This is a genomic window from Pseudaeromonas paramecii, from assembly GCF_039540575.1.
Classification (GTDB): Bacteria; Pseudomonadota; Gammaproteobacteria; order Enterobacterales; family Aeromonadaceae; genus Pseudaeromonas; species Pseudaeromonas paramecii.
Window position 1 is genome coordinate 58724 of sequence record NZ_BAABFC010000012.1, and the last position, 23960, is coordinate 82683.

At 62.4% G+C, this 23960-nt stretch carries 22 protein-coding genes; 18 read left to right on the forward strand and 4 right to left on the reverse strand.

Features of this window, described 5'->3' with window-relative positions; genetic code table 11:
- Positions 1-3: 3 nt before the first annotated feature.
- Positions 4-870 carry a universal stress protein gene (locus ABD847_RS08875; RefSeq protein ID WP_345012117.1) on the forward strand — a complete coding sequence of 289 codons (867 nt, stop codon included), beginning with the start codon at positions 4-6 and terminating at the stop codon, positions 868-870.
- On the opposite strand, the gene ygfZ is transcribed toward ABD847_RS08875, so the two are convergent.
- Positions 855-1763 carry a tRNA-modifying protein YgfZ gene (gene ygfZ / locus ABD847_RS08880; RefSeq protein WP_345012119.1) on the reverse strand — a complete coding sequence of 303 codons (909 nt, stop codon included), beginning with the start codon at positions 1761-1763 and terminating at the stop codon, positions 855-857. The two genes, ABD847_RS08875 and ygfZ, sit on opposite strands and share 16 nt — an antisense overlap.
- Positions 1764-1895: 132 nt before the next feature.
- On the opposite strand from ygfZ, the gene ABD847_RS08885 reads away from it, so the two are divergent.
- Positions 1896-2147: an FAD assembly factor SdhE gene (locus tag ABD847_RS08885; RefSeq protein ID WP_345012121.1), complete on the forward strand. Its 252-nt coding sequence runs from the start codon at positions 1896-1898 to the stop codon at positions 2145-2147.
- Entirely contained in the window at positions 2128-2508 is a 381-nt protein-coding gene (locus ABD847_RS08890) for a protein YgfX (RefSeq protein ID WP_345012122.1), read from the forward strand. Before ABD847_RS08885 ends, ABD847_RS08890 begins: the two co-directional genes overlap by 20 nt.
- Positions 2509-2533: 25 nt before the next feature.
- Here the strand turns inward: ABD847_RS08890 and nadB are convergent, their stop codons facing one another.
- Positions 2534-4147, reverse strand: a complete 1614-nt coding sequence (nadB, locus tag ABD847_RS08895) for an L-aspartate oxidase (protein ID WP_345012123.1) — start codon at positions 4145-4147, stop codon at positions 2534-2536.
- 174 nt (positions 4148-4321) lie between these two features.
- Here nadB and rpoE point away from each other — a divergent pair, with 174 nt between their 5' ends.
- From rpoE to ABD847_RS08950, 11 genes are all read left to right on the forward strand, one after another.
- Positions 4322-4909 carry an RNA polymerase sigma factor RpoE gene (gene rpoE, locus ABD847_RS08900; protein ID WP_345012124.1) on the forward strand — a complete coding sequence of 196 codons (588 nt, stop codon included), beginning with the start codon at positions 4322-4324 and terminating at the stop codon, positions 4907-4909.
- A gap of 21 nt (positions 4910-4930) precedes the next feature.
- Positions 4931-5500, forward strand: coding sequence for a sigma-E factor negative regulatory protein (locus tag ABD847_RS08905; protein WP_345012125.1), 570 nt, complete (start codon positions 4931-4933; stop codon positions 5498-5500).
- 23 nt (positions 5501-5523) lie between these two features.
- A complete protein-coding gene (locus ABD847_RS08910; RefSeq protein ID WP_345012127.1) occupies positions 5524-6510 on the forward strand; it encodes a MucB/RseB C-terminal domain-containing protein in 987 nt (328 codons plus the stop codon).
- On the forward strand, positions 6503-6964 hold the full coding sequence (locus tag ABD847_RS08915; protein WP_345012129.1) for a SoxR reducing system RseC family protein: 462 nt from the start codon (positions 6503-6505) through the stop codon (positions 6962-6964). Before ABD847_RS08910 ends, ABD847_RS08915 begins: the two co-directional genes overlap by 8 nt.
- Before the next feature lie 81 nt (positions 6965-7045).
- Positions 7046-8839, forward strand: coding sequence for a translation elongation factor 4 (lepA, locus tag ABD847_RS08920; protein WP_345012131.1), 1794 nt, complete (start codon positions 7046-7048; stop codon positions 8837-8839).
- Position 8840: 1 nt separating this feature from the next.
- The gene (gene lepB, locus ABD847_RS08925; RefSeq protein ID WP_345012133.1) at positions 8841-9794 is read left to right on the forward strand and encodes a signal peptidase I; all 954 of its coding nucleotides are present in this window, start codon (positions 8841-8843) and stop codon (positions 9792-9794) included.
- Complete coding sequence (gene rnc / locus ABD847_RS08930) at positions 9794-10465, forward strand: ribonuclease III (RefSeq protein WP_345012692.1); 672 nt, start codon at positions 9794-9796, stop codon at positions 10463-10465. Before lepB ends, rnc begins: the two co-directional genes overlap by 1 nt.
- Positions 10462-11367, forward strand: a complete 906-nt coding sequence (era, locus tag ABD847_RS08935) for a GTPase Era (RefSeq protein ID WP_345012135.1) — start codon at positions 10462-10464, stop codon at positions 11365-11367. The genes rnc and era overlap by 4 nt, the downstream gene beginning before the upstream one ends.
- Positions 11354-12079 (forward strand): DNA repair protein RecO, encoded by a 726-nt coding sequence (gene recO, locus ABD847_RS08940; RefSeq protein ID WP_345012137.1) that lies wholly within the window; start codon positions 11354-11356, stop codon positions 12077-12079. The genes era and recO overlap by 14 nt, the downstream gene beginning before the upstream one ends.
- Positions 12076-12813, forward strand: a complete 738-nt coding sequence (pdxJ, locus tag ABD847_RS08945) for a pyridoxine 5'-phosphate synthase (RefSeq protein WP_345012139.1) — start codon at positions 12076-12078, stop codon at positions 12811-12813. Before recO ends, pdxJ begins: the two co-directional genes overlap by 4 nt.
- A 217-nt stretch (positions 12814-13030) precedes the next feature.
- Positions 13031-14110, forward strand: coding sequence for a M28 family metallopeptidase (locus tag ABD847_RS08950; RefSeq protein ID WP_345012141.1), 1080 nt, complete (start codon positions 13031-13033; stop codon positions 14108-14110).
- Between the two features lie 196 nt (positions 14111-14306).
- On the opposite strand, the gene ABD847_RS08955 is transcribed toward ABD847_RS08950, so the two are convergent.
- Together ABD847_RS08955 and barA are read right to left on the reverse strand one after the other, a co-directional pair.
- Complete coding sequence (locus ABD847_RS08955; RefSeq protein ID WP_345012143.1) at positions 14307-14807, reverse strand: hypothetical protein; 501 nt, start codon at positions 14805-14807, stop codon at positions 14307-14309.
- 123 nt (positions 14808-14930) lie between these two features.
- The gene (gene barA / locus ABD847_RS08960) at positions 14931-17639 is read right to left on the reverse strand and encodes a two-component sensor histidine kinase BarA (RefSeq protein WP_345012145.1); all 2709 of its coding nucleotides are present in this window, start codon (positions 17637-17639) and stop codon (positions 14931-14933) included.
- 77 nt (positions 17640-17716) lie between these two features.
- On the opposite strand from barA, the gene rlmD reads away from it, so the two are divergent.
- From rlmD to pyrG, 4 genes are all read left to right on the forward strand, one after another.
- Entirely contained in the window at positions 17717-19051 is a 1335-nt protein-coding gene (rlmD, locus tag ABD847_RS08965; protein ID WP_345012147.1) for a 23S rRNA (uracil(1939)-C(5))-methyltransferase RlmD, read from the forward strand.
- Positions 19052-19055: 4 nt separating this feature from the next.
- Entirely contained in the window at positions 19056-21287 is a 2232-nt protein-coding gene (gene relA, locus ABD847_RS08970) for a GTP diphosphokinase (protein ID WP_345012149.1), read from the forward strand.
- A 57-nt stretch (positions 21288-21344) separates the two neighbouring features.
- Positions 21345-22154, forward strand: coding sequence for a nucleoside triphosphate pyrophosphohydrolase (gene mazG / locus ABD847_RS08975; protein ID WP_345012151.1), 810 nt, complete (start codon positions 21345-21347; stop codon positions 22152-22154).
- 138 nt (positions 22155-22292) lie between these two features.
- The gene (gene pyrG, locus ABD847_RS08980) at positions 22293-23930 is read left to right on the forward strand and encodes a CTP synthase (protein ID WP_345012153.1); all 1638 of its coding nucleotides are present in this window, start codon (positions 22293-22295) and stop codon (positions 23928-23930) included.
- Positions 23931-23960: the final 30 nt, after the last annotated feature.

Sequence of the window (23960 nt, forward strand, 5' to 3'; positions counted from 1 at the left end):
ACTATGACGTATCCTCGCATCTTGCTGGCCTTGAGTCTGGAACGGGATCCCGAGCCCTTGCTGCAACGGGTGGTTAAATTGGCCAATCGCTGGTCAGCGGTGGTGGATGTGGTGGCCATTTTGCCATTGGATGAAACCCTGGATCTGGTGGAGCAGGAAGCCCATCTGGCGGCCCTCAAGGCGGCAGAGTTCGAGGCATTGCAACGCCACATGGCCAGTCTCTCCATCCGTACTGGCCGTTGTGATCTCTATTGTGGCCAGGTGGCGGAGGAGCTGATCCGCCGGTGTAATCAGGGGGATACCAGCCTGTTGGTGCTGGGGCAACATGGTGGCGATGGCCAATTCTGGCACCCTCATCTGGCCAGCAAGATCGCCGCCCGCATTGCCTGCGATCTGCTGGTGCTGGATCCGGAGCGTGCCTATTGGCCGCGGCAACCCCTCTGGTTGCTGGCGCTGCCCCTGGATGACTCGGCGGCCATGCTGTTGGAGGGCGCCGCCACCCTGGCCCGGGAGATGGGCGCCAGGCTACAGCTGTTGCATGTGGTGGAGCCGGTGGCCGTGGCCCACAGCGGACTGGAGCTGGAGTATGCCCCGGAGGGTTGGTTGGCCGAGTACCAGGAGCGGGCGGAACGGCAACTGGCTGCCTGGCACCTGGCTTATGGCGATGTCGTGCTGGGGTGGCAGGTGGTGACGGGCTCCGTGGCCCATGAACTGACGCGATTCGCAGAGGATCCAGATCTGGCCTTGCTGATCCTGGGGCGGGACGCGCGCCTGCTGAGCTTTCTGGTTGGCTCGCCCATGCACGGCCTGTTGGCCCATGGGCGAGGGGATCTGCTGATCCTGTCGGTACCGCCTTATCCCAGTGAGTAGGGCAGGAGCCGCAGCGTTAATTGACTCTGTTCATCCTGCTTGAGGCGCAGCCGGGCGTCGGATGCCAGGTCCTGGGGCAGCACGGCGGACAGCAGCACATCGTGGCCTCGTTGCCAGCTATCCAGTACCAACCCGGTTCGCTTCCAATGACCGTCTTCCAGGGCCAACTCCAGTACATCCCCAGGGGCGATCACTTGGTCGCTATGACCTTGCAGGATAAACAGGGCGCGGTTGTTGGCCCCGCGGTACTTGGCGCGGGCGACGATTTCCTGACCGGTATAGCACCCCTTGTGGAAACTGATGCCCCCCAGCGCCTGCAGGTTGATCATCTGGGGGATGTATTCGCCCTGGTGAACGGCACTCAGGTGCGGCAGACCGGCCAATATCTCCAGACCCCACCAGTCCGCCTCGGGCGCACTGGGAAGATCGGTCTGTGTCGGGATGCCTACCAGCAGCCAGCGATCCGCGGCGAGGCGGCAGGCCATGCCGTCCGCCACCAGGCCAGTGTCTTCCAACCCCCAACGCTGGGCCACCCAGGCATCGCTACCCGCTCCGGCCAGGCCCCACAGGGGCAGATCGGTCAGCGGTGCTATGGTCAGCTTGGAGAAGACGGCGTATTTCTTCAGCTCCGGCAGCTGGCGCGTCAGCAGATCCTGCTCCAGCAGCAGGAGCAGACGATCCGGTTGGCGGAGCAGACGGAAACTGGCCCACAGCTTGCCCTTGGGATCGCAGTGCCCGCCCAGCGTCTGGGCGCCTACCGGCAGGGCGGTTACGTCACAGGTGACCTGGCCCTGCAGGTAGCTGAGATGATCCGGGCCGCTCAGGGACAATGCACTGAGGCGACTTAGCGGGTATTGATGCGGACTGGCGGGCAGGCAAGGCAGTGAGGACATGACGACTCCCGATGAGACTGTGATAAGGGCGATGCCAAGGGCGTCGCAAATGCCTTATGGTAGAGGGCCAGGGGGCGTTTGTCAGCCCTGTCTGCCGCCGTTACCATGGAGCCAGATTTAAGGAGAGCCTTGATGAGTGATGCAACTGAATTGGCCCGACTGCGCTGGGCCTGCCGACGCGGTATGCTGGAGCTGGATACCCTGTTGACGCCCTTTTTAGAGCAGGCCTACACGGCGTTATCGCCGGTGGCACAATCCGCCTTTGCCCGCTTGTTGCAATGCAGCGACTTGGAGTTGTTCTGCTGGTTATTGCGCCGGGAAACACCGGCGGATCCGGAACTGCAGTCCATCATTGGAGCCATCCTTGCCCATCGCAGAGCATAAGATCCGGATCGGCCCCTCTCGCTGGCACCAGATCCTGCTGCTGGTGGGGCATCTGCTGCTGTGTTGGCCCATGTGGTCCCTGCTGCACGGTGCCTATTGGCTCTGGTTTGTGCTGGCGCTGGGTGTCAGCCTGGTGGTATCCCTCTACCAGGCCCATCATCGCCACTTATTATTGGCGCTCTCCGGTCAGGAGTTGCACTACCAGGGGCAGTGGTACCGCATCGGGCATGGCTCGCGGGTGGGGCAGGGATTTCTGTGGCTGGATCTGGAAGGAGAACAGGTGATCCGCTTATGGATCTTCGCCGATAGCCTGGCGGAGGCGGACTTCCGGCTGCTGGCCAGACGGGTCAATCTGCATTAAAAAGGCTCCATAAGGAGCCTTTTTTTTAGTAGTTATCGGGGATCAGTATGCTGGGCTTGGGATCGGGCAGTGTGTCCGGGTAGTCCAGGTTGTAGTGCAAGCCGCGGGACTCCTTGCGCAGCATGGCAGAGCGCACGATCAATTCCGCCACCTGCAGCAGGTTGCGCAGCTCCAGCAGGTTGTTGGAAACGCGGAAGTGGGAGTAGTACTCCTGCACCTCCTGCTTGAGCAGGTCGATGCGCCGCTTGGCCCGTTCCAGCCGCTTGTTGGTGCGCACTATGCCCACATAGTCCCACATGAACAACCGCAGCTCGTGCCAGTTGTGCTGGATCACCACCTCTTCGTCCGAGTTGTTTACCTTGCTTTCGTCCCAGCGGGGCAATGCCGGCGGCGGCGAACTCATGGTTAAGCGGGCCAGTATGTCTTGGGCGGCCGAATGGGCGAACACCACGCACTCCAGTAGGGAGTTAGAGGCCAGGCGGTTGGCGCCGTGCAGACCCGTGTAGGAGACCTCGCCAATGGCGTATAGACCCGGGATATCGGTCTGGCCGGCTTGATCTATCATGACGCCCCCACAGGTGAAGTGGGCGGCCGGCACCACCGGCATGGGCTGACGGGTGATGTCGATGCCTACCTTGAGGCAGCGCTCGTAGATGGTGGGGAAATGCTTCTGGATGAAGTCAGCCGGTCTGTGGCTGATGTCCAGGTACATGCAGTCTACCCCCAGGCGCTTCATCTCGTAGTCGATGGCGCGGGCTACTACATCCCGCGGTGCCAGTTCGGCTCTGGGGTCGAAGTCCGGCATGAAGCGGCTGCCATCCGGGCGGCGCAGGTAGGCCCCCTCGCCCCGCAGGGCTTCGGTGAGCAGGAAGTTGCGGTCATCCGGGTGAAACAAGGTGGTGGGGTGGAACTGGTTGAATTCCATGTTGGCCACCCGGCAGCCGGCGCGCCAGGCCATGGCGATGCCATCGCCGGAGCTGACATCCGGGTTGGAGGTGTACTGGTAGACCTTGGAGGCACCACCGGTGGCCAGGGCCACGAAGCGGGCCGATATGGTTTCCACCTGCTCGGCATTGCGGTTCCAGACATAGGCCCCCAGAATGCGGTTGCCGGGGATGCCCAGCTTGCGAGTGGTGATGAGATCCACCGCATTGAAGCGTTCCATCAGCTGGATGTTGGGGTGGGCGCGCACCTTGTCCACCAGCGTGATCTCCACCGCCTTGCCCGACGCATCGGCGGTATGAAAGATGCGCCTGTGGCTGTGGCCGCCTTCACGGGTCAGGTGGTAGGAGGGCTGACCATCGCCGTCGCTCGTCTCTTCTTGGTCAAACGGCACACCCTGGTTGATCAGCCACTGGATGCAATCCTTGGCATTGCGGGTGGTGAATTCCACCATGGGGCGGTCACACAGGCCGGCCCCGGCATTGAGGGTGTCGTTGACGTGAGATTCGATACTGTCCGTTTCGTCGAAAACGGCAGCGATGCCTCCTTGGGCATAGTAGGTGGCCCCTTCGCTCAAGGGTCCCTTGCTTAATACCATGACCCGGGCGTGATCTGCCAAACGCAGCGCCAGGGACAAACCGGCGGCACCACTGCCAATGATGAGGACGTCACAACTGTGTTCAACGTGCTGTTTCATAAGTATCATTGGCGTGGAGTGAGGAAGGCACTATGTTAGCCCAAGAGCCGGGTAGGTGCAGCCGGGATCACGCTTTTTTGAATAATAATGAACTTTTATAAAATCGCTCTGTCTGAAAGTTTGTGTCTCATCGGCCAATGACTTGGGATAAGCGAGTGGAGGTATCCTGCGCCGATGAGCGAGGAGATAGAGGCAAATATTGACCAGGCCCTGGTAGAGCGTGTGCAGCGTGGTGACAAGCAGGCGTTTAATCTGCTGGTCAGCAAATACCAGCACAAGGTGATCGGTCTGGTGACCCGGTATGTGAATAATCCCGGGGATGCCGCCGATGTGGCGCAGGAGGCCTTTATCAAGGCTTACCGCTCCTTGCCCACCTTTCGCGGTGAGAGTGCTTTCTATACCTGGCTGTACCGAATCGCCGTCAATACGGCCAAGAATTACCTGACGGCCCAGGGGCGCCGCCCGCCTGATGCGGATGTGGAAGCCAGCGAAGCCGAGTTTTATGAAGGGGCGGATGCCCTGCACGAGCAGGCCACCCCGGAAAACCTGATGTTGTCTGATGAGCTTAAGCGCCAGGTGCGCGCGGCCCTCGACAGCTTGCCCGATGATCTGCGCCAGGCGATAACCCTGCGGGAGATTGAGGGGCTGAGTTACGAGGAGATCGCCGTCATCATGGATTGTCCGGTGGGCACGATTCGCTCACGGATCTTCCGGGCGCGGGAGGTCATCGACAAGTGGATTCAACCTTTGTTGCAACGCTAGAAAGGGAGTAATCAGGCCATTATGTCCAGTAATGAACGGATTTCGGCATTGATGGATCACCAGCTGTCCGATGACAAGTGGCTGGCGGATTTGCTCAAGGAGCCTGCCCAGGCCCAGACCTGGTCCCGTTATCACCTGATCGGTGATGCCCTACGTGACGAGTTGCCAGCCCGGATGCCGCTGGATTTCACCGATAAGGTGATGGCGGCTCTGGCCGAGGAGCCAACCGTGTTGGCGCCCCGTCCCAGCCGGCTGGCTTGGCACCAATTGCAACCCAAGGTGGTGGCATTCGGTCGGCAGTTGGGGCAATACGCCATCGCCGCCTCGGTGGCGGCGGCGGTGATCGTCGGCGTGCAACAGTATCAACACGGGCAAAACCCGGCGGCCCCCTCGCCGGTGCTCAACACCATTCCCTTGGCCGGTCTGGCGGCACCGGTGAGCGTCAGCTACGGCCCGCAGGCCGAGGCGATGCGCAGTCACCAGAGTCAGCCCTCCTTGACCGAGGAGCAGGTGCAACAGTACCAGCAACGGGTGTCCGCCTACCTGCGGGATCACCAGCTGCAACAACGTCTGCATCAGACCAACGATTAACCCTGGCGTAGAGAGACAATAACGTGCGGCAGCTTGCTTGGCTTTTTCTGGCTGCCCTGCTGATCAGTTTCAAGGCCTCAGCCGATGCACCTTCGGCTGGGGCCTTGTTGCAACAGATGCAGCGGGCTTATCACCACTACAACTTTGAACTCTCCATGGTCAAGCTGCGTCAGGGCTTGCTGGAGCCCATGCGTTTCTCCCATGGTCAGGTGGGTGATCAGGACATTTCCCACCTGATCCTGCTCAACGGACGCCCTAGCGAGTACCTGCGCCGCGGCGATGAGTACAGCTTCTTCGAAAGTGGCAGTGAGCCCTATACCCTTAAAGCCGCGCGGCTGCCCGGTCTCTGGTCCGCCCTCTTGGAGATGGATCTGGAACGGGTACTGCAGAGTTATGAACCCGTGGTAGCCGGGCGCAACCGCATCGCCGGTCTGGCGACCCAGGTGGTCCGCCTGGTGCCCAAGGACAGCAACAAGTACGGCTTCGTGCTCTGGCTGGAGCAGCAAAGCGGCCTGTTGCTGCGCATGGACATGATCGACGATCAGGGGGATCTGGTGGAGCAGTTCATGGGGGTGGATCTGCGCATCTCCGAACAGCCCAGTCCCTGGTTGCAGGAGCTGGCCAAGGCCAAGCTGCCGCCCGCCGTCGCCTTGTCCGAGGCTTACAGCGCCAAACCCAACGACAGCGGTTGGGAGTTTGGCTGGCTGCCAACGGGCTTCAAGGTTGTGTCGTCGGATCGGCACAAGCTGGCCGGGCTGGAGCAGTCGGTGGACTATGTGTTGCTCAGCGATGGCCTGGTGGACGTCTCCGTCTACCTGGCACCGGCCAAACCGGGGGATGTGACGCCTAATCAGGTGCTGATGCAGGGTGCAACCAGCTTGCTCACCTTTACAAATCCGCATAATGTGGAGGTCACCGTGGTGGGCGAGATCCCGGCCCTGACGGCTCGGCGCATCGCCGAGTCGTTGCATCCTGCCGCGGTGGCAGCACAAGGAGCGGCGCATGATTGAATCGGTAGCTACCGTGGTGGCGGTAGGGGATACCTGGGTGCAGGTGGAGTGCCGGCGCAAGAGCGCCTGTGGTCACTGTCATCAACAGGCCAGTTGCGGCGTGGGCACGGTTGCCAAGGCCATGCCGGGTCACCCTCAACTGCTGGAGCTGGCCCGGGTGGCGGAGGTGAGCGTCGGCCAGCAGGTGCGCATCGGCATCCCGGAGAAGAGCCTGCTCAAGAGTGCCCTGCTGGTCTACATGCTGCCGCTGTTCTGCCTGCTGCTGGGGGCTCTGGCGGGCAAGTGGCTATCCGATGTCTGGCACATAGCCGAAGAGCTGCCGGAGATCCTCGGTGCCCTGCTGGGCGGCGGTCTGGGCTTCCTGCTGGCCAAGCTGGGGGCCCGCCAGTTTAGCGAAGGGCTCTACCGCCCGGTGCTGCTGGGGGTAGACATTCCCGCGCAGCAGATTGACTAAGCCATAGCCGTTCCTTTTGTGATCCAGTAAACTCTCGCGTCTATTGTCAGGCGACCTTCCCTATTAACCGAAATTTATCCGATGAAACAGATTCGTAACTTCTCCATCATTGCCCACATTGACCACGGTAAGTCGACCCTGTCGGACCGTCTTATCCAGATCTGCGGCGGGCTCTCCGACCGTGAGATGCAGCAACAGGTGCTGGACTCCATGGATCTCGAACGGGAGCGTGGCATCACCATCAAGGCACAGAGTGTGACCCTGAACTACCAGGCCAAGGATGGGCAAACCTACCAGCTCAACTTCATCGACACGCCCGGCCACGTGGACTTCTCCTACGAGGTATCCCGTTCCCTGGCGGCCTGTGAAGGGGCGCTGCTGGTGGTGGACGCCGGTCAGGGGGTTGAGGCACAGACTCTGGCAAACTGCTACACCGCCATGGAGATGAATCTCGAGGTGGTGCCGGTGCTTAACAAGATCGATCTGCCCCAGGCCGAGCCGGAACGGGTGGCCGAAGAGATCGAGGACATAGTCGGTATCGATGCCATCGACGCCGTCCGCTGTTCCGCCAAGACCGGCCTGGGGGTGGACGAGGTGCTGGAGACGATCGTCGCCAAGATCCCGGCCCCGGAGGGGGATCCGGCGGCACCGCTGCAGGCCCTGATCATCGACTCCTGGTTCGATGACTACCTGGGGGTGGTCTCCCTGGTGCGGATCAAGCAAGGTTCCCTGAAGAAGAACGACAAGATCAAGGTGATGAGCACCGGCCAGGTGTGGGGCGTGGATCGCCTGGGGATCTTCACTCCCAAACAGAAGGATACCGACGGCCTCTCCTGTGGAGAGGTGGGTTGGGTGGTGTGCGGCATCAAGGACATCCACGGTGCCCCGGTGGGGGATACCCTGACCCTGGCCAAGCACGGTGCCGACAAGCCGCTGCCAGGCTTCAAGAAGGTCAAGCCCCAGGTCTATGCCGGCCTGTTCCCCATCTCCTCCGACGATTACGAGGCCTTCCGCGACGCCCTGGAGAAGCTCTCCCTGAACGACGCTTCCTTGTTCTATGAGCCGGAAAACTCTACCGCCCTGGGCTTCGGCTTCCGCTGTGGCTTCCTGGGCATGCTGCACATGGAGATCATCCAGGAGCGGCTGGAGCGGGAGTACGATCTGGACCTCATCACCACGGCGCCGACTGTGGTGTACGAGGTGGCACAGACCGACGACTCAGTGGTGCACATCGACAGCCCGGCGGCCCTGCCGGCGGTCAACAACATCACCGAAATCCGTGAACCCATCGCCGAGTGCCACATCCTGGTGCCGACCGAGTATCTGGGCAACGTCATCACCCTGTGTATCGAGAAGCGCGGCGTGCAGACCAACATGGTCTACCACGGCAACCAGGTGGCGTTGACCTATGAGATCCCCATGGCCGAGGTGGTGCTGGACTTCTTCGACCGCCTCAAGTCCACCAGCCGGGGTTATGCCTCGCTGGACTACGGTTTCAAGCGCTTCGAACCGGCGGACATGGTGCGGCTGGATATCATGATCAACGGCGAGCGGGTGGACGCCCTGGCCATCATCACCCACAAGGACAACGCCCAGTCCCGCGGGCGTCTGCTGGTGGAGAAGATGCGCGAGCTGATCCCGCGGCAGATGTTCGACATCGCCATTCAGGCGGCCATCGGCAACCACGTCATCGCCCGCAGTACCGTCAAGGCCATGCGCAAGGACGTACTGGCCAAGTGTTACGGTGGTGACGTGAGCCGGAAGAAGAAGCTGCTGAACAAGCAAAAAGAAGGTAAGAAGCGCATGAAGTCCCTGGGGCGGGTGGACGTGCCTCAGGAGGCCTTCCTGGCAATCCTGCACGTAGGTAAGGAGTAACATGGCCAACACATTCTCGCTGATCCTGGTGGCGGTGACCGCCCTCACCGGCTTGGTCTGGTTGCTGGACAGCCTGTGGCTGCAAAAGGCGCGACTGGCCAAGGTGGCCCGCGCCGAACGGGCCGCCGGCAATGCCCTGGATGCCGCCACCATCGACAAGCTCACCGCCGAGCCGGTCTGGATCGAGCAGAGCAAGGGCATCTTCCCGGTGATTGCCGCCGTGCTGGTGCTGCGCTCCTTCGTCTACGAGCCGTTTCAGATCCCCTCCGGCTCCATGATGCCCACCCTGCTCATCGGCGACTTCATCCTGGTGGAGAAGTTTGCCTACGGCATCAAGGAGCCCATCGAGAACCATACCCTGATCCCCACCGGTCACCCCAAGCGGGGTGACATAGTGGTGTTCAAGTACCCCGAAGACCCCCGGGTGGATTACATCAAGCGGGTGGTGGGGCTGCCGGGCGACAAGGTGGTGTATACCGCCGACAAACAGCTGCTGATTGAGCCGGCTTGCCCATCCGGCCAGGACTGCGCGCCCCTGGCACCGGTGGCGCACAGCTTCCTGGAGCAGGGCAGTTTCAGTCAGACGGTCAATGGCGGCAACCTGGGCCAGGTGACCCTGCCCATGGCTCGCTTCAGCGAGCATCTGGGCACTGTGGATCACCAGATACTGCAGACCCCGGCCATCACCGAAGAGGCTAAGCAGCCGGCCTATCATCGGCTCGATGGCCTGCCGGTGGGCCAGTGGGTGGTGCCGGCAGGACACTACTTCGTCATGGGGGATAACCGTGACAACAGTGCCGACAGCCGTTTCTGGGGATTTGTCCCCGAACGCAACCTGATGGGCCGCGCGGTCGCCATCTGGATGAGTTTTGAATTTGATCGCACGCCGGACTCCTGGCTGCCGGGCTGGGTGCCGACTGGCGTACGTTTTGACCGCATAGGCAGTATCCAGTGATCGACAACAAGTTAGACCGTTTGCAAAGCAAGTTGGGCCATCGCTTCCAGAAAGAGGAGCTGCTGGTGCGGGCCATCACCCACCGCAGTGCGGGGGCCAAGCATAACGAGCGCCTGGAATTCCTGGGTGACTCCATCCTCAGCATGGTGATTGCCGAGGCGCTGTTCTTCCGCTTCCCGGAGGTCAGCGAAGGGGACATGAGCCGGATGCGCGCCACCCTGGTGCGGGAGAAGACCCTGGCCGAGCTGGCCCGGGAGTTCGAGCTGGGGGATTACCTCATCCTCGGTCCCGGTGAACTCAAGAGCGGCGGCTTCCGTCGCGAGTCCATACTGGCGGATGCGGTAGAGGCCATCATCGGTGCCATCTACATGGATTGCCAGATGGAGCGCACCCGTGACTTGCTGCTCTCCTGGTATGCCGAACGACTGGAGCAGATCCGTCCCGGCGTGGATCAGAAGGATCCCAAGACCCGGCTGCAGGAGCTGCTGCAGGGCCAACGCAAGCCCTTGCCCACCTATGTGGTGCTCAAGGTGAAGGGCGAGGCCCACAATCAGGAATTCACCGTCCAGTGCGAGGTGGAGGGGCTGCCGATCGAGATCATCGGCATCGGCTCCAGCCGACGCAAGGCGGAACAATCCGCGGCCGAACGGGCCCTGGAGCAATTGCTATGAGTGAACAAGAGACCACCTACTGCGGCTTCGTGGCCATCGTGGGGCGCCCCAATGTGGGCAAGTCCACCCTGCTGAACAAGCTGCTGGGCCAGAAGGTGAGCATCACCTCCAAGAAGCCCCAGACCACCCGCCACCGCATCCTGGGCATCGACACCCAGGGGGCCTGGCAGACCATCTTCGTCGATACCCCCGGCCTGCACATCGAAGAGAAGCGGGCCATCAACCGTCTGATGAACCGCGCTGCCACCAGCTCCCTGGGGGACGTGGAGATGGTGGTGTTCGTGGTGGAGGGGACCCGCTGGACCGCCGATGATGAGATGGTGTTGAACAAGCTCAAGGCACTGCGCTGCCCCGTGGTGCTGGCGGTCAACAAGGTGGACAAGATCGAAGACAAGGCGACCCTGCTGCCGCACCTGCAGTGGTTGGGCCAGCAGATGGCGTTTGCCGAGATACTGCCCATCTCCGCCAAATCCGGCACCAATGTGGAGACCATCCGCGAGCTGGCCCGCAAGCAGCTGCCGGAGGGGGAGCACTACTTCCCCGAGGATTACATCACCGACCGCTCTTCCCGCTTCATGGCGGCGGAGATCATTCGCGAGAAGCTGATGCGCTTCATGGGCGAGGAGCTGCCCTATTCCGTCACCGTGGAGATCGAGCGCTTCAAGGTGGAGGATGACGGCCTGTTCCACATCCATGGTCTGATCCTGGTGGAGCGGGAAGGGCAGAAGAAGATGGTGATCGGCAACAAGGGCGAGAAGCTCAAGCAGATCGGCACCGAGGCCCGCCTCGACATGGAGCGCTTGTTCGACACCCGGGTGTTCCTGGAGCTGTGGGTCAAGGTCAAGTCCGGCTGGGCCGACGACGAACGGGCGCTGCGCAGCCTGGGCTATGGCGAAGACTGACACCGGTTTTCAGACCGCGCTGGTGCTGCATGTGCGCCCCTACCGGGAAAGCAGCCAGCTGGTGGAACTGTTCAGCCAGGAGCATGGCCGACTCGGCCTGGTGGCGAACGGTTCCCGCCGGCAGAAATCCGGCCACAAGGCCCTGTTACAGCCCTTCGTGCCGCTGCAGATCCGCTGGCGCGGCGCCGGGGATCTCAAGACCCTGGAGCGGCTGGAGCCGCTGGCCCTGCCGGTGCCGCTGCAAGGCACCGCCCTGTTCAGCGGCCTCTACCTCAACGAGCTGCTCTATTACCTGCTGGAGCGACACACCCCCTATCCTGGTCTGTTTAGCCGCTATGTGCAGAGTCTGGCAGGGCTGGCGGTGGCCAGCGATCCCCAGCCAGTGTTGCGGCGCTTCGAGCTGGCTCTGCTGCAGGCCCTGGGCTACGGCGTGGCGCTGGAGCAGACCGCCGATGGCGAGCCTGTTTTGGCCGAGACCGATTACTGCTATCGCCACGAGCTGGGGCTGACCTTGGCTACCGTGGCGACACCGGCGGCCGAGCGCTTGCCGGGGGCGCACCTGCTGGCCATGGCCGCGGATCGGCTGGAGACAAGCGAGTGCCTGACCACCGCCAAGCGGCTGTGCCGTCTGGCGCTGAAACCTTATCTGGGCGACCGACCCCTGCGGAGCCGGGAGCTGTTTTCCACTAGCATGAAGAGGACAATGGAGTGAGCAACATCCTGCTTGGCGTGAACATCGACCACGTGGCCACCCTGCGCAATGCCCGGGGGACCCATTATCCGGATCCCGTGTTTGCTGCCGCCCTGGCCGAACAGGCCGGCGCCGATGGCATCACCATCCACCTGCGCGAAGATCGCCGCCACATCAAGGACAGGGACGTGCGGGTGCTGAAAGAAACGCTGCAAACCCGCATGAACCTGGAGATGGCGGTGACCGAGGAGATGCTGACCATCGCCTGCGGCATTCAGCCGCACTTTGTCTGCCTGGTGCCGGAGAAGCGCCAGGAGGTCACTACCGAAGGTGGTCTGGATGTGGCCGGTCAGCTGGCCGTCATGCAGGATGCCGTGGCGCGCCTGGCGGCAGTCGGTACCCAGGTCTCCCTGTTTATTGATGCCGATCATGCCCAGATCGATGCGGCGGTGGCCTGTGGCGCCCCCTATATCGAAATTCACACCGGTCGCTATGCCGATGCCACCAGCGAGGCCGAGCAGGCCGCCGAGCTGGCGCGCATCCGCGAAGCGGCGGCCTACGCCCATGGCAAGGGGCTCAAGGTCAATGCCGGCCATGGCCTGCACTATCAGAACGTCAAGCCCATCGCCGCCATCCCCGAGATGGTGGAGCTCAACATCGGCCATGCCATCATAGGCCGGGCCGTGTTCACCGGTCTCACCGAGGCGGTGGCCGAAATGAAGCGCTTGATGCTGGAGGCCCGCCAGGGGCTCTAAGTCAGACAGCAACACAGGCGGCCTTCGGGCCGCTTTTTTTTGCTCAGCCGGCGGGGTTATGGGGAGCCTACATTCTCTTTGCAGAAACTTACCAACTTGGTCTTCTTCTTGCTTTAACGCATCAACCTGCTCGGTTGAGTCCGCTGGCAGGCGTTGTTTTCTCGCATCAGCTGGGCGATCGGCCGGAGGTCATCGCCATCATCAAAAGGAAGTATTCATGAACAAGACGTTACTGCTGCTCTCACTCACGTTGGTTGGCCTGCTGGGGTGTCAGGAGGATGCCACACAGACGACGGATCCGGCTGTCGAGGCGGGCTCCAAGGCGTTTGATTATCTGGTGGAGCTGAGTGATGGCAGTGTGGGGATAGGCGCGCGGGCCACCGGCACCGAGGCCGAGACCCGGACGGCGGAGTGGATCCAGGATAAGCTGACCGGCTGGGGCTATAGTCCGGAGCTGCAAGCCTTCAGCTACACCCGCCGCGGCACCGAGATGAGTTCACAAAATGTGGTGGTGACCCTGCCCGGACAGAGTGACCAGGTGGTGGTGCTGGGCGCTCATTATGACAGCACTGGGGTATCCGTCGGCTCCGAGGGGGCGACCGACAACGGGGCCGGGGTGACCAGCCTGCTGGCGGTGGCAGAGGCGGTCGCTGGCAAGACGCTGCCCTATACGGTCCGCATGGTGTTCTTTGGCGCCGAAGAGGTGGGAACCAAGGGCTCGGAGGCGTATGTCGCCAGTTTGAGCAGCGAGCAACTGACGCAGATCCTCGCCATGGTGAATCTGGATACCCCGGTGGGGGGCGACATACTGTATGTCCATTCCGCCCATTCGGACGAGGGCGAGTACGGCTGTGACGATGCCAGCCGCTACAGTTTCGACCCCAAGGTACGGGATCGGCTGATCAGCTTGTCCCAGCAAGGCGACATGACGCCATTCGTGCTGCATCCCAGTTTTCCGGGATACCCCGAGGGTGAGACCGGCTCCTGGTCCGATCATGCGGCCTTTGCCTGTCAGGGCATTCCGGTGGCCTATCTGGAGGCGACCAACTTCGGCATCAATGGTGAGGACGGGTATGACGGCTATTCCCAGACCACCAATGCGGCCCTCTGGGACTGTTATGACGCCGACAGCAAGAGTGCTTGTGATCGGGACAGTGAAACCCAGTGGGGCAAGATCTGGCATACCCAATATGATCGCCTGGATCGGATGGAGGAGGTTTTCCCAGGCCGCATTCAATCCCAGATTGCCGACAGCACCCGCCTGATGTTGCGTTTCGTGCAGGATCCTGGTCTGTAAGCTGAGTCGCGACAGGGAGCTAAAATGGTGTCTTTGCTCTATTTTGGTGATTGATGCTGACGATGTCAGTGTGACTGTCTGTTTCCACTACCACTATCGGCAGGATGGCGTCGATAAGTCTGACGCCCCTGCTTTTCTTACAAACAAAGAACCCGGCCTTGGCCGGGTTCTTTGTATTGCGAAAGGTGTCGCCAGCTCAGTCCGCCAGGGCGGCCATCAGCTCCTCTTCCAACTTGCCGTTGGAGACACAGACCGGGGTGATGGAGGGGGCCGGCACATGGCTGCCATCGCTGTCGATGAAGGAGACGCTGGTGCTGCCCTTGACGTTGACGGTGGCCACCGTCTTGCCCAGGTTTTCGGTGATGATGAGGTTCACCCGCAGGGTCGGCGCCTCGATGGCGACCTTGCTGCCACCACTACCGCAGTCCAGGTAATCCAGGCCGTCTGCAAAGTTGGTCTGTTCGGCGGCCAGCAGGCCTGAGCTGCGGGCGTTGGATTGCAGTGGCAGCTGCTTGTCGGCAAACCAGCGCTCGGCCCGGGCCCAGGCCAGATCGTAGGGCTTGTCCATCTCGCTGGTGTTGTTGGTGGCCACTACAGTGGGCGGGGTGTAACGGTACTGTTCGGACAGGCCGGGATCGCTGGAGCAGGCGGTAAGCAGAACCGGCAACAGCAGGGCCGGCGCAAGTAGACGTTTCATCGGGAGTCCCTTGTTGGAGAAAGGTAAATAGGTTATCGGCCGGCCATTTTACGCCAGGCCGCGTCCCCCTTCACACGACAGAAAGTTATGCGAAGCGCGAAGGATTACCGGCAGGGACGACGACTAGGACTCCAGTGGTGCGGCTGAACCCAGGGCCTGTATCTCTTGCTGCAACTGGGTCATCAGGTCCGTGAGCTCCAGCCATTCCGGCTCCAGCTGTGTCGGGGTGTCGCCGGCGTGCAAGGCGCTCTCCAGGGTCTGACAGTGCTGTTGCAACCGCGGCACCCCGCAGTAGGCGCAGCCGCCGTGCAGCTTGTGGACGGCCGCCAGGCAGGCCTCCGGCTCCGCCGACGGCCAGACCGACTGCAGCTCCTGATAGGTCTGCCAGAGCAGCTCCAGCATCTGGCGGGCCAGATCTGGCTTACCGGCAGACTGACGCAGGGCCAGGGGCCAGTCCAGCAGAGGCGGCTGGCGGGGCGTGGGCAGATAGCGTTGCAGGACCTCTTCAAGCTGGCTCTCGTCGATGGGTTTGGCCAGGTAATCGTCCATCCCCTGGGCGATCAACCGTTCCCGTTCCCCCGGGATGGCATGGGCCGTCACGGCGATGATGGGGGTGTGCTGGTTACAGCCCTCCTGGCGCACGGCCTGGGTGGCGGCGATGCCGTCCATGATGGGCATCTGGATATCCATGAAGATGAGATCGAACTCCACCCGTTGGGCCAGCTCCACCGCCTGACGTCCGTTCTGGCAGCTGTGAACTTCTTCGACCCTTTCATCCAGCAGGGCGCCGATCAGCTTGAGGTTGGCCGGGTTGTCATCCACCGCCAAGACGCTCAACGGCAGCCTGGTCCGGCGCTCGGGCAGTGCGAGGGGAACCTGGGGATCGCCTCCCGGATTGAAGGCGGCGATCAGCTTGCCGTGCGGCACGGGTTTGCTCAGGCAGTGGGCGGCACCCAGGGCCAACAGCTGGGCCAGCAGGCCGGGGTCGTGGGAGTTCACCAGCAGGATGCGCTTCTGCGGCGCTATGGGCAGGGCCTCCAGCAGGCGCTGGGTCTGCGCCAGATCCGGCTGGCTGCCCAGACCCAGCAGCAGCCAGGGCTCGGTATCCCCAGGCATTTGGGCCTCTTCCCAGTGGCGGACCGCCTGCACCTGCATCTGCCATTCGGCCAGCAGCTCGCCGGTGGCCTGTCGGCTCCAGTCATCCGGCTCCACCAGGATCACCGCCTGCTCCGCCAGGGCGGCCACCCCCTTGTTCTCCAGGGCGGGTTGGCTGGCCACCTTGAGATCCAGGGTGTAGATGAACTCGGAGCCCTGGCCAGCCTGGGAGCGCACCTCGATCTGACCGCCCATCTGCTGGATCAGCTTCTGGGTGATGACCAGCCCCAGTCCGGTGCCGCCGTAGCGGCGGGTGATGGAGCTGTCACCCTGGTTGAAGGGCTGGAACAGCTGGCTCTGCTGCTGGGGCGACATGCCGATGCCGGTATCCCGGATGCGGGTACACAACCGCAGCTTCTGTTCGTTCGGGTTGCCCAGCCGGCCTATGTGCACATCCACGTTGCCTCGCTCGGTGAACTTGATGGCATTGCCGGTGAGGTTGGTGAGTATCTGTTGCAACCGCAGGGGATCCCCCAGCAGCAGATCCGGCACCTGGCTGTCCACCCGTACCGACAGGGTCAGCCCCTTGTCGTGGGCGCTGGGGGCCAGCAGGGTCATGGTCTCGTTCAGGTGATCCCGCAGGCTGAAGGGGATCTCCTCGAGCTGCAGCTTGCCGGCCTCCAACTTGGAGAAGTCGAGGATGTCGTTGATGATGTTCAGCAGGCTCTTGGCCGACTTCTCTATGGTACCCAGGTAATCACTCTGATTGGGGGTCAGGGGCGTCTTCATCAACTGCTTGGCAAAGCCGATGACGCCATTGAGCGGGGTGCGCAGCTCGTGGGACATGTTGGCCAAAAACTCGGACTTGACCCGCGCCGCCTCCTGGGCCCGCTTCTTGGCCATGTCCAGTTCCACGTTCTGGATCTCGATCTGCTCCAGGGTCTCCCGCAGATCCGAGGTGGCCTGGTCTATGTTCATCTGCATCTCGTTATGGTACTCCGCCATGGCCTTGGCCATGGCGTTGATGCCGTTCTTGAGCATGTCCAGCTCGCCGTTCATCTGGCCCCGCACCCGGGTATCCAGCCGGCCCTCGCGGATCTGGTAGACGGCCCGCACCATGCGGTTGATGGGGTTGATCACCACGTTCACCAGGTTGACGCCGAAGTAGATGCTCAGCCCCACCCCCAGCAGCCAGACCAGCAGGGCCAGGGCGCCGTCCCGGTAACGCACCACCAGGGCGCGGTCGGTGTTCAGCTGCAGGGCGATATAGCCCAGGGGCTTGGGCGGTCCGCTCTCGCTCGTGAGCTCTGACTCCAGGCTCGCCTCGGCGATGATGGGAGTGCGGATGATGATGTAGTCCGCGTGGCGCTCCACGCTGGTCAGCTCCGGGATGGGGCTGCCCGCCGGCAGGCGCATGCGCACGAAGGCCCTGTGATAGTTGGAGGTGACGAACAGCTCGTTCTGCGGGTTGAACACGGCGATGGAGGTGATAAGCGGGCTGTTCTTGCGGTGGCTGAGGCCGATGAGGCGTTTGAGGCCCTCCCGCGAGCTCTGCTGCATGCCGTACTCACTGGCGATCGCCAGGGGCTCTATGATGTTGATGCCTTGTTCGATGAGCTGGTTTTCCACCTGTTGGTAACGGTGGAAGCTGAAGTAGCCGGCCAGCAGGCCGCCGATGAGCAGGGTGGGGAGCAGGGTGAAGGCCAGCACCCGGGCACGCAGGCCGTATTTGGTCATAGCAGGCTTCTTGTGGGACAATGCAGGGCCGTAAAACCCGCTCATCATGACATAGCCACCCTGAGGCACCAAGTACTATGGCCCAGTTTTTCAAGCCCCAGCCCAAAGCCCGTCCCCAGGGGCGCCTGACCCTCACTGTGAGCCAATTGGACTTGCACGGCGTGGGCATAGCCCGCCATCAGGGCAAGGCCATCTTCGTCGAGGGAGCCCTGCCTGGCGAAGAGGTGCAGGTCAGCCTGCAAGACGAGAAGAAGCAGTTCGCCCTGGCGCGGCTGGAGAAGGTGCTGCGTCCGGCGGATCAGCGCTTGGCGCCCTTCTGCCCGCACTACAGCCAGTGTGGCGGCTGCACCCTGCAGCACATGCCGGTGCCCCAGCAGCAGCAGACCAAGATGGCCGGTATCCGGGAGCTGTTTGCCCGCCAGGCCCAGATGGAGTTACCTGAGCCGGAGACGGTGATCCAGGGCGAGGCCATGGGCTATCGCCGGGTCTGCCGGCTGGCCGTCAAATATGACAAGAAGGCGCGCCTGGCCCGGCTGGGTTTTCGTCGTCGGCAGAGCAACGAGCTGGTCGAGGTGAGTCAGTGCCCCGTGCTGGCACCGCGGCTGTCGGCCTTGATCGAACCCCTGCGCGTCCTCATCAATCGCCTCAAGGGCTTTCGCGATCTGGGCCACATCGAACTATATGACACGGATGCCAGACCCCTGCTCCTGGTGCGCCATAATGGGCAGCCCAGCGAGGGCGACCGGCAGCTGCTGGTGCAATTTGCTCAGCAGCATGAGCTGGACTGTTACCTGCAGACCGACGGGGAAGCCGAGCCCTTGCAGGCCGCCCAAGCACCGGCCTATGGGGTGGCGGATGTGCGGCTTAACTACCTGCCCGGCGACTTCCTGCAGGTGAACGACAGGGTCAACCAGGCCCTGGTGGCCACCGTGCTGGAGTGGCTGGCGCCGACCCCGGATGACAAGGTGCTGGATCTGTTCTGCGGCCTGGGCAACTTCACCCTGCCGCTGGCCCGTCATTGTGCCGAGGTGGTGGGGGTCGAAGGGGTGCCGGCCATGGTGGAGCGGGCCCGGCAGAATGCCCGGGCCAACGGCATCGACAACGCCCGCTTCTATTGCGCCGATCTGGCGGAGGATTTCACCGGCCAGAGCTGGGCGCGTGAGGGCTTCGATCTGGTGCTGCTGGATCCTGCTCGCCCGGGGGCATGGCAGACCATAGGGCACCTGTGCCGGTTGGCGCCCCGGCGAATTGTGTATGTTTCTTGCAATCCGGTGACGGCAGCCCGGGATTGCGCGCCCTTGCAGGCCGCAGGCTATCGTGCGGTACGCTGGCGCATGCTGGACATGTTCCCTCACACGGGACATGTGGAGTCCATACTGCTGTTTGAGCGGTCAGAACAACAAAAAGGATAGGCACATGGTTGCGGTACGGGATACCCACCTCAAGACAGGTTTCAATCTCCAGGCGTGGACGGCGACCCTGCCGCTCTCGGCGGAGGATCGACAGACCCTGATAGGGGTGTTCGAGTTCTGTCAGCAGGAACTGTCGGCCAACCCGGCGGAGGCCGAACGGCTGGTAAACCGGGCGGCGGAGATGGTGGGCATACTGCAGATGCTGCACATGGATCTGGATACCTTCAAGGCCGCCGTGCTCTATCCCCTGCTGGAGAGCAAGCACCTGACCCTGGAGCAGGTGGAGGCCGCCTACGGCGCCACCATCGCCAAGCTGCTGCGCGGGGTGGTGGACATGGAGGCCATCCGCTTCCTGCAGAGTCTCAACACCGGGGACGTCTCCGACACCCAGATCGACAACGTGCGGCGCATGCTGCTGGCCATGGTGGAAGACGTGCGGGCCGTGGTGATCAAGCTGGCGGAGCGGATTGCCTGCCTGCGGGAGGTCAAGCATGCCGACGAGGAGACCCGGGTGCTGGTGGCCAAGGAGATCAGCAACATCTACGCGCCCCTGGCTAATCGCTTGGGCATAGGCCAGCTGAAGTGGGAGCTCGAAGATCTCTCCTTCCGCTACCTGCATCCGGACACCTACAAGCAGATCGCCAAGCTGCTGGACGAGAAGCGCATCGACCGGGAGCACTACATACAGCGCTTCGTCGCCGACCTGCGCCAGGCTCTGCTGGATGCCGGCATCCAGGCCGAGGTGTATGGCCGGCCCAAACACATCTACAGCATCTGGCGCAAGATGCAGAAGAAGACCCTGAGCTTCTCGGATCTGTTCGACGTGCGGGCGGTGCGCATCGTCACCCACCGCCTGCAGGACTGCTACGCCGCCCTGGGGATAGTCCACACCCACTGGCATCACATTCCCCGCGAATTCGACGACTACGTGGCCAACCCCAAGCCCAACGGCTACCAGTCCATTCATACCGTGGTGCTGGGCCCGGACGGCAAGACGGTGGAGATCCAGATCCGCACCGATCAGATGCATCAGGATGCTGAGCTCGGCATCGCCGCCCACTGGAAATACAAGGAAGGCACCATCTCGGGCAAGGATTCGGCCTACGAGGATCGCATCGCCTGGCTGCGCAAGCTGCTGGCCTGGCAGGAAGACATGGTGGAGTCCGGCTCCCTGGTGGACGAGCTGCGCACCCAGGTGTTCGAGGACAGGGTCTATGTCTTCACCCCCAAGGGGGATGTGGTGGACCTGCCCGCCGGCGCCACGCCGCTGGACTTTGCCTATCAGGTCCACAGCATGGTGGGCCACCGCTGCATCGGCGCCAAGGTGGATGGCCGCATCGTGCCCTTCACCTACCAGCTGCAGACCGGCGATCAGGTGGAGATCATCACCCAGAAGGAGCCCAACCCCAGCCGTGACTGGATGAACCCCAACATGGGCTTCCTGCGCACCAGCCGGGCCCGGGCCAAGGTCATCTCCTGGTTCCGCCGCCTGGATCGGGACAAGAACATGCTGGCGGGCAAGGAGCAGCTGGAAAAGGAGATGGAACGCCACGGCTTCCAGCTCTCCCGCGAGCAGCAGACGCACCTGTTCAAGGAGCTGTACGCCCGCTACAACGTGCAGGAGCACGAGGATCTGCTGGCCGGCATCGGTGCCGGCGACATCCGCATCAACCAGATCATGAACTTCCTCGAGGGCAAGCTGAACAAGCCGAGCGTCGAGGAAGAAGAGAAGAAGCTGCTGGAACAGCTGGAGCAGAAGAGCCAGCAGCGGGTGCAGAGTCAGCAGCCCAAGGGGCACATAGTGGTGCAGGGGGTGGGCAACCTGATGACCCACATCGCCCGCTGCTGCCAGCCGATCCCCGGTGACAGCATCGTCGGTTTCATCACCCAGGGCCGCGGCATCTCCATCCACAGAGAGGACTGCGAACAGCTCAAGGAGCTGTCCCGGCGCAACCCGGAGCGGCTGATCGAGGCGGTATGGGGGGAGAACTACTCCGGCGGCTACACATTGACGGTGCGCATCACCGCCAACGACCGTTCGGGCCTGTTGCGGGACATCACCACCATCATCGCCAACGAGAAGATCAACGTGCTGGGGATGCGCTCGCGCTCCAACCTCAAGCAGCAGAGTGCCGACATCGACATCGACATGGAGATCTACAACATAGAGGCGCTCAACCGCATGCTCGCCAAGCTCAGCCAGATGAACGATGTCATCAGTGCCAAACGGCTGTAATCTTCACTCACATCACCACGGGGGCCTGGCCCCCGTTTTGTTTGCCAAGGAGTTGTCATGTCCAACGTCCATACTGCTGCCATGAACGATCTGCTGGCCATCATGGCCAGGCTGCGGGATCCGCAGACCGGCTGTCCCTGGGATCGCAAGCAGACCCTGCAGAGCCTGGTGCCCTATACCCTGGAGGAGGCCTACGAGGTGGCCGACAGCATAGAGCGGCAGGACTTGGCGGCCCTCCAGGGTGAGCTGGGGGATCTGCTGTTCCAGGTGGTGTTCTACTGCCAGCTGGCGGGCGAGCAGGGCTTGTTTGACTTCAACGATGTGGTGGCCACCGTCTCGGAGAAGCTCATTCGTCGTCACCCCCATGTGTTCGGTGACGCCGAGTTTGCCGACACGGCGGCAGTCAATGCCAACTGGGAGGCCGAGAAGGCCCGGGAACGCCAGCAAAAGGACGCCGCCGCCACCAGCGTACTGGATGACATTCCCCGCGCCATGCCGGCCCTCTCCCGGGCCTACAAGATCCAGAAGCGCTGCGCCACCGTGGGCTTTGACTGGGGCACACTGCCGCCTGTGGTGGACAAGGTCCGTGAGGAGATCGACGAGGTGCTGGCGGAGGTGCAGGCGGCCGAGGTCAATCCGGCGGCGGTGGCCGAGGAACTGGGGGATCTGCTGTTTGCCACCGTCAATCTGGTGCGCCACCTGAAAAACGATCCCGAGCAGGTGCTGCGGCAGGCCAACGACAAGTTTGAGGCGCGCTTTCGCCAGGTTGAACAACGCTTGAGCAGCCAGGGTCGTTCTGTGGCCGATCACAGCCTCGCCGAGATGGAAGAAGCATGGCAACAGGTCAAGGAAGCCAACAAAAGTTGACCCAACGCATATCTTGCATGCTGGTGGGTTGCTAAATTTTTGCGCGTTGTTAGGGGGAGGGGGTTTTGCTATACTGCCACCCCGTCTTGATACTCCCACACACTCTCGTGTGATCCCTAAACATCTTCTAGGTTCAGCATGACGACTAAATACATTTTCGTAACCGGCGGCGTGGTTTCATCCTTGGGCAAGGGTATTGCGGCGGCCTCTCTGGCAGCCATCCTGGAGGCTCGGGGCCTCAAGGTCACCATGATGAAGCTGGATCCCTACATCAACGTCGACCCCGGTACCATGAGCCCCATTCAACACGGTGAAGTGTTCGTCACCGACGATGGGGCCGAGACGGATCTGGACCTGGGCCACTATGAGCGCTTCATCCGCACCAAGATGAGTCGCCGCAATAACTTCACCACCGGCCGCATCTATGCCGACGTGCTGCGCAAGGAGCGTCGTGGTGACTATCTGGGGGCCACCATCCAGGTCATCCCCCACATCACCAACGCCATCAAGGAGCGGGTGATCGCCGGTGCCGAAGGCCATGAAGTGGCCATCGTCGAGGTCGGCGGCACCGTGGGGGACATCGAGTCCCTGCCGTTCCTGGAGGCCATTCGTCAGCTGGCGGTGGACATAGGCCGCAACAACGCCCTGTTCATGCACCTGACCCTGGTGCCTTACCTGGCCGCCTCCGGCGAGGTGAAGACCAAGCCGACCCAGCACTCCGTGAAGGAGCTGCTCTCCATCGGTATCCAGCCGGACATCCTGATCTGCCGTTCCGACCGCGCCATCCCCGCCAACGAGCGCGGCAAGATTGCCCTGTTCTGTAACGTGCCGGAGCGGGCCGTGGTCTCCCTCAAGGATGTGGACTCCATTTACAAGATCCCGGCATTGCTCAAATCCCAGGGTCTGGATCAGCTGATCGTCGACCGGTTTGGCCTGAGTGCCCCGGAAGCCGATCTGGCCGAGTGGGAAAAGGTCATCTACCAGGAAGCCAATCCCACCGGCGAGGTGACCATCGGCATGGTGGGCAAGTATGTCTCCCTGCCGGATGCCTACAAGTCCGTCAACGAGGCCCTGAAGCACGGCGGTCTGAAGAACCGGCTGACCGTCAACATCAAGTACATCGACTCCCAGGACGTGGAAACCAAGGGCCTGGAAGTGCTGGAAGGGCTGGACGCCATCCTGGTACCCGGCGGCTTCGGCGAGCGGGGGGTGGAAGGCAAGATACTGGCCGCCCAGTACGCCCGTGAGCACAAGATTCCCTACCTGGGCATCTGCCTGGGGATGCAGGTGGCCCTCATCGAGTTCTCCCGCCATGTGGCCGGTCTCGAAGGCGCTCACTCCTCCGAATTCAGCAAGGAAACTCCGTATCCGGTGGTGGGGCTCATCACCGAGTGGATCACCGAAGACGGCAGCGTGGAGCAGCGCAGCGATCGCTCCGACCTGGGCGGTACCATGCGTCTGGGCTCCCAGCTGTGCCACCTGATTGATGGATCCAAGGTGCGGGAGATGTACGGCAGCGAGACCATCCAGGAGCGCCACCGTCACCGCTACGAGGTGAACAACACCCTGCTGCCGAAGATCGAGGCAGCCGGCCTGAAGGTCACCGGCCTGTCCGCCGACAAGAAACTGGTGGAGATCATCGAGATCCCGGATCATCCCTGGTTTGTAGCTGTACAGTTCCACCCGGAATTCACCTCCACCCCGCGGGACGGCCATCCCTTGTTCGAAGGCTTCGTCCGGGCGGCCGGTGAGTTCCAGAAGCGTCAGTTAAATTAATTCGACAAAATCCACGGTTGTGGGCATAGT

What these genes read in the sequence shown, in the direction of transcription:
- ygfZ (WP_345012119.1), bottom strand. Translation starts at nt 1,763, where the DNA reads ATGTCCTCACTGCCTTGCCTGCCCGCCAGTCCGCATCAATACCCGCTA.
- lepA (WP_345012131.1), top strand. Translation starts at nt 7,046, where the DNA reads ATGAAACAGATTCGTAACTTCTCCATCATTGCCCACATTGACCACGGT.
- rpoE (WP_345012124.1), top strand. Translation starts at nt 4,322, where the DNA reads ATGAGCGAGGAGATAGAGGCAAATATTGACCAGGCCCTGGTAGAGCGT.
- rlmD (WP_345012147.1), top strand. Translation starts at nt 17,717, where the DNA reads ATGGCCCAGTTTTTCAAGCCCCAGCCCAAAGCCCGTCCCCAGGGGCGC.
- mazG (WP_345012151.1), top strand. Translation starts at nt 21,345, where the DNA reads ATGTCCAACGTCCATACTGCTGCCATGAACGATCTGCTGGCCATCATG.
- ABD847_RS08905 (WP_345012125.1), top strand. Translation starts at nt 4,931, where the DNA reads ATGTCCAGTAATGAACGGATTTCGGCATTGATGGATCACCAGCTGTCC.
- era (WP_345012135.1), top strand. Translation starts at nt 10,462, where the DNA reads ATGAGTGAACAAGAGACCACCTACTGCGGCTTCGTGGCCATCGTGGGG.
- barA (WP_345012145.1), bottom strand. Translation starts at nt 17,639, where the DNA reads ATGACCAAATACGGCCTGCGTGCCCGGGTGCTGGCCTTCACCCTGCTC.
- pyrG (WP_345012153.1), top strand. Translation starts at nt 22,293, where the DNA reads ATGACGACTAAATACATTTTCGTAACCGGCGGCGTGGTTTCATCCTTG.
- recO (WP_345012137.1), top strand. Translation starts at nt 11,354, where the DNA reads ATGGCGAAGACTGACACCGGTTTTCAGACCGCGCTGGTGCTGCATGTG.
- lepB (WP_345012133.1), top strand. Translation starts at nt 8,841, where the DNA reads ATGGCCAACACATTCTCGCTGATCCTGGTGGCGGTGACCGCCCTCACC.
- ABD847_RS08955 (WP_345012143.1), bottom strand. Translation starts at nt 14,807, where the DNA reads ATGAAACGTCTACTTGCGCCGGCCCTGCTGTTGCCGGTTCTGCTTACC.
- ABD847_RS08915 (WP_345012129.1), top strand. Translation starts at nt 6,503, where the DNA reads ATGATTGAATCGGTAGCTACCGTGGTGGCGGTAGGGGATACCTGGGTG.
- nadB (WP_345012123.1), bottom strand. Translation starts at nt 4,147, where the DNA reads ATGAAACAGCACGTTGAACACAGTTGTGACGTCCTCATCATTGGCAGT.
- ABD847_RS08875 (WP_345012117.1), top strand. Translation starts at nt 4, where the DNA reads ATGACGTATCCTCGCATCTTGCTGGCCTTGAGTCTGGAACGGGATCCC.
- ABD847_RS08950 (WP_345012141.1), top strand. Translation starts at nt 13,031, where the DNA reads ATGAACAAGACGTTACTGCTGCTCTCACTCACGTTGGTTGGCCTGCTG.
- relA (WP_345012149.1), top strand. Translation starts at nt 19,056, where the DNA reads ATGGTTGCGGTACGGGATACCCACCTCAAGACAGGTTTCAATCTCCAG.
- ABD847_RS08885 (WP_345012121.1), top strand. Translation starts at nt 1,896, where the DNA reads ATGAGTGATGCAACTGAATTGGCCCGACTGCGCTGGGCCTGCCGACGC.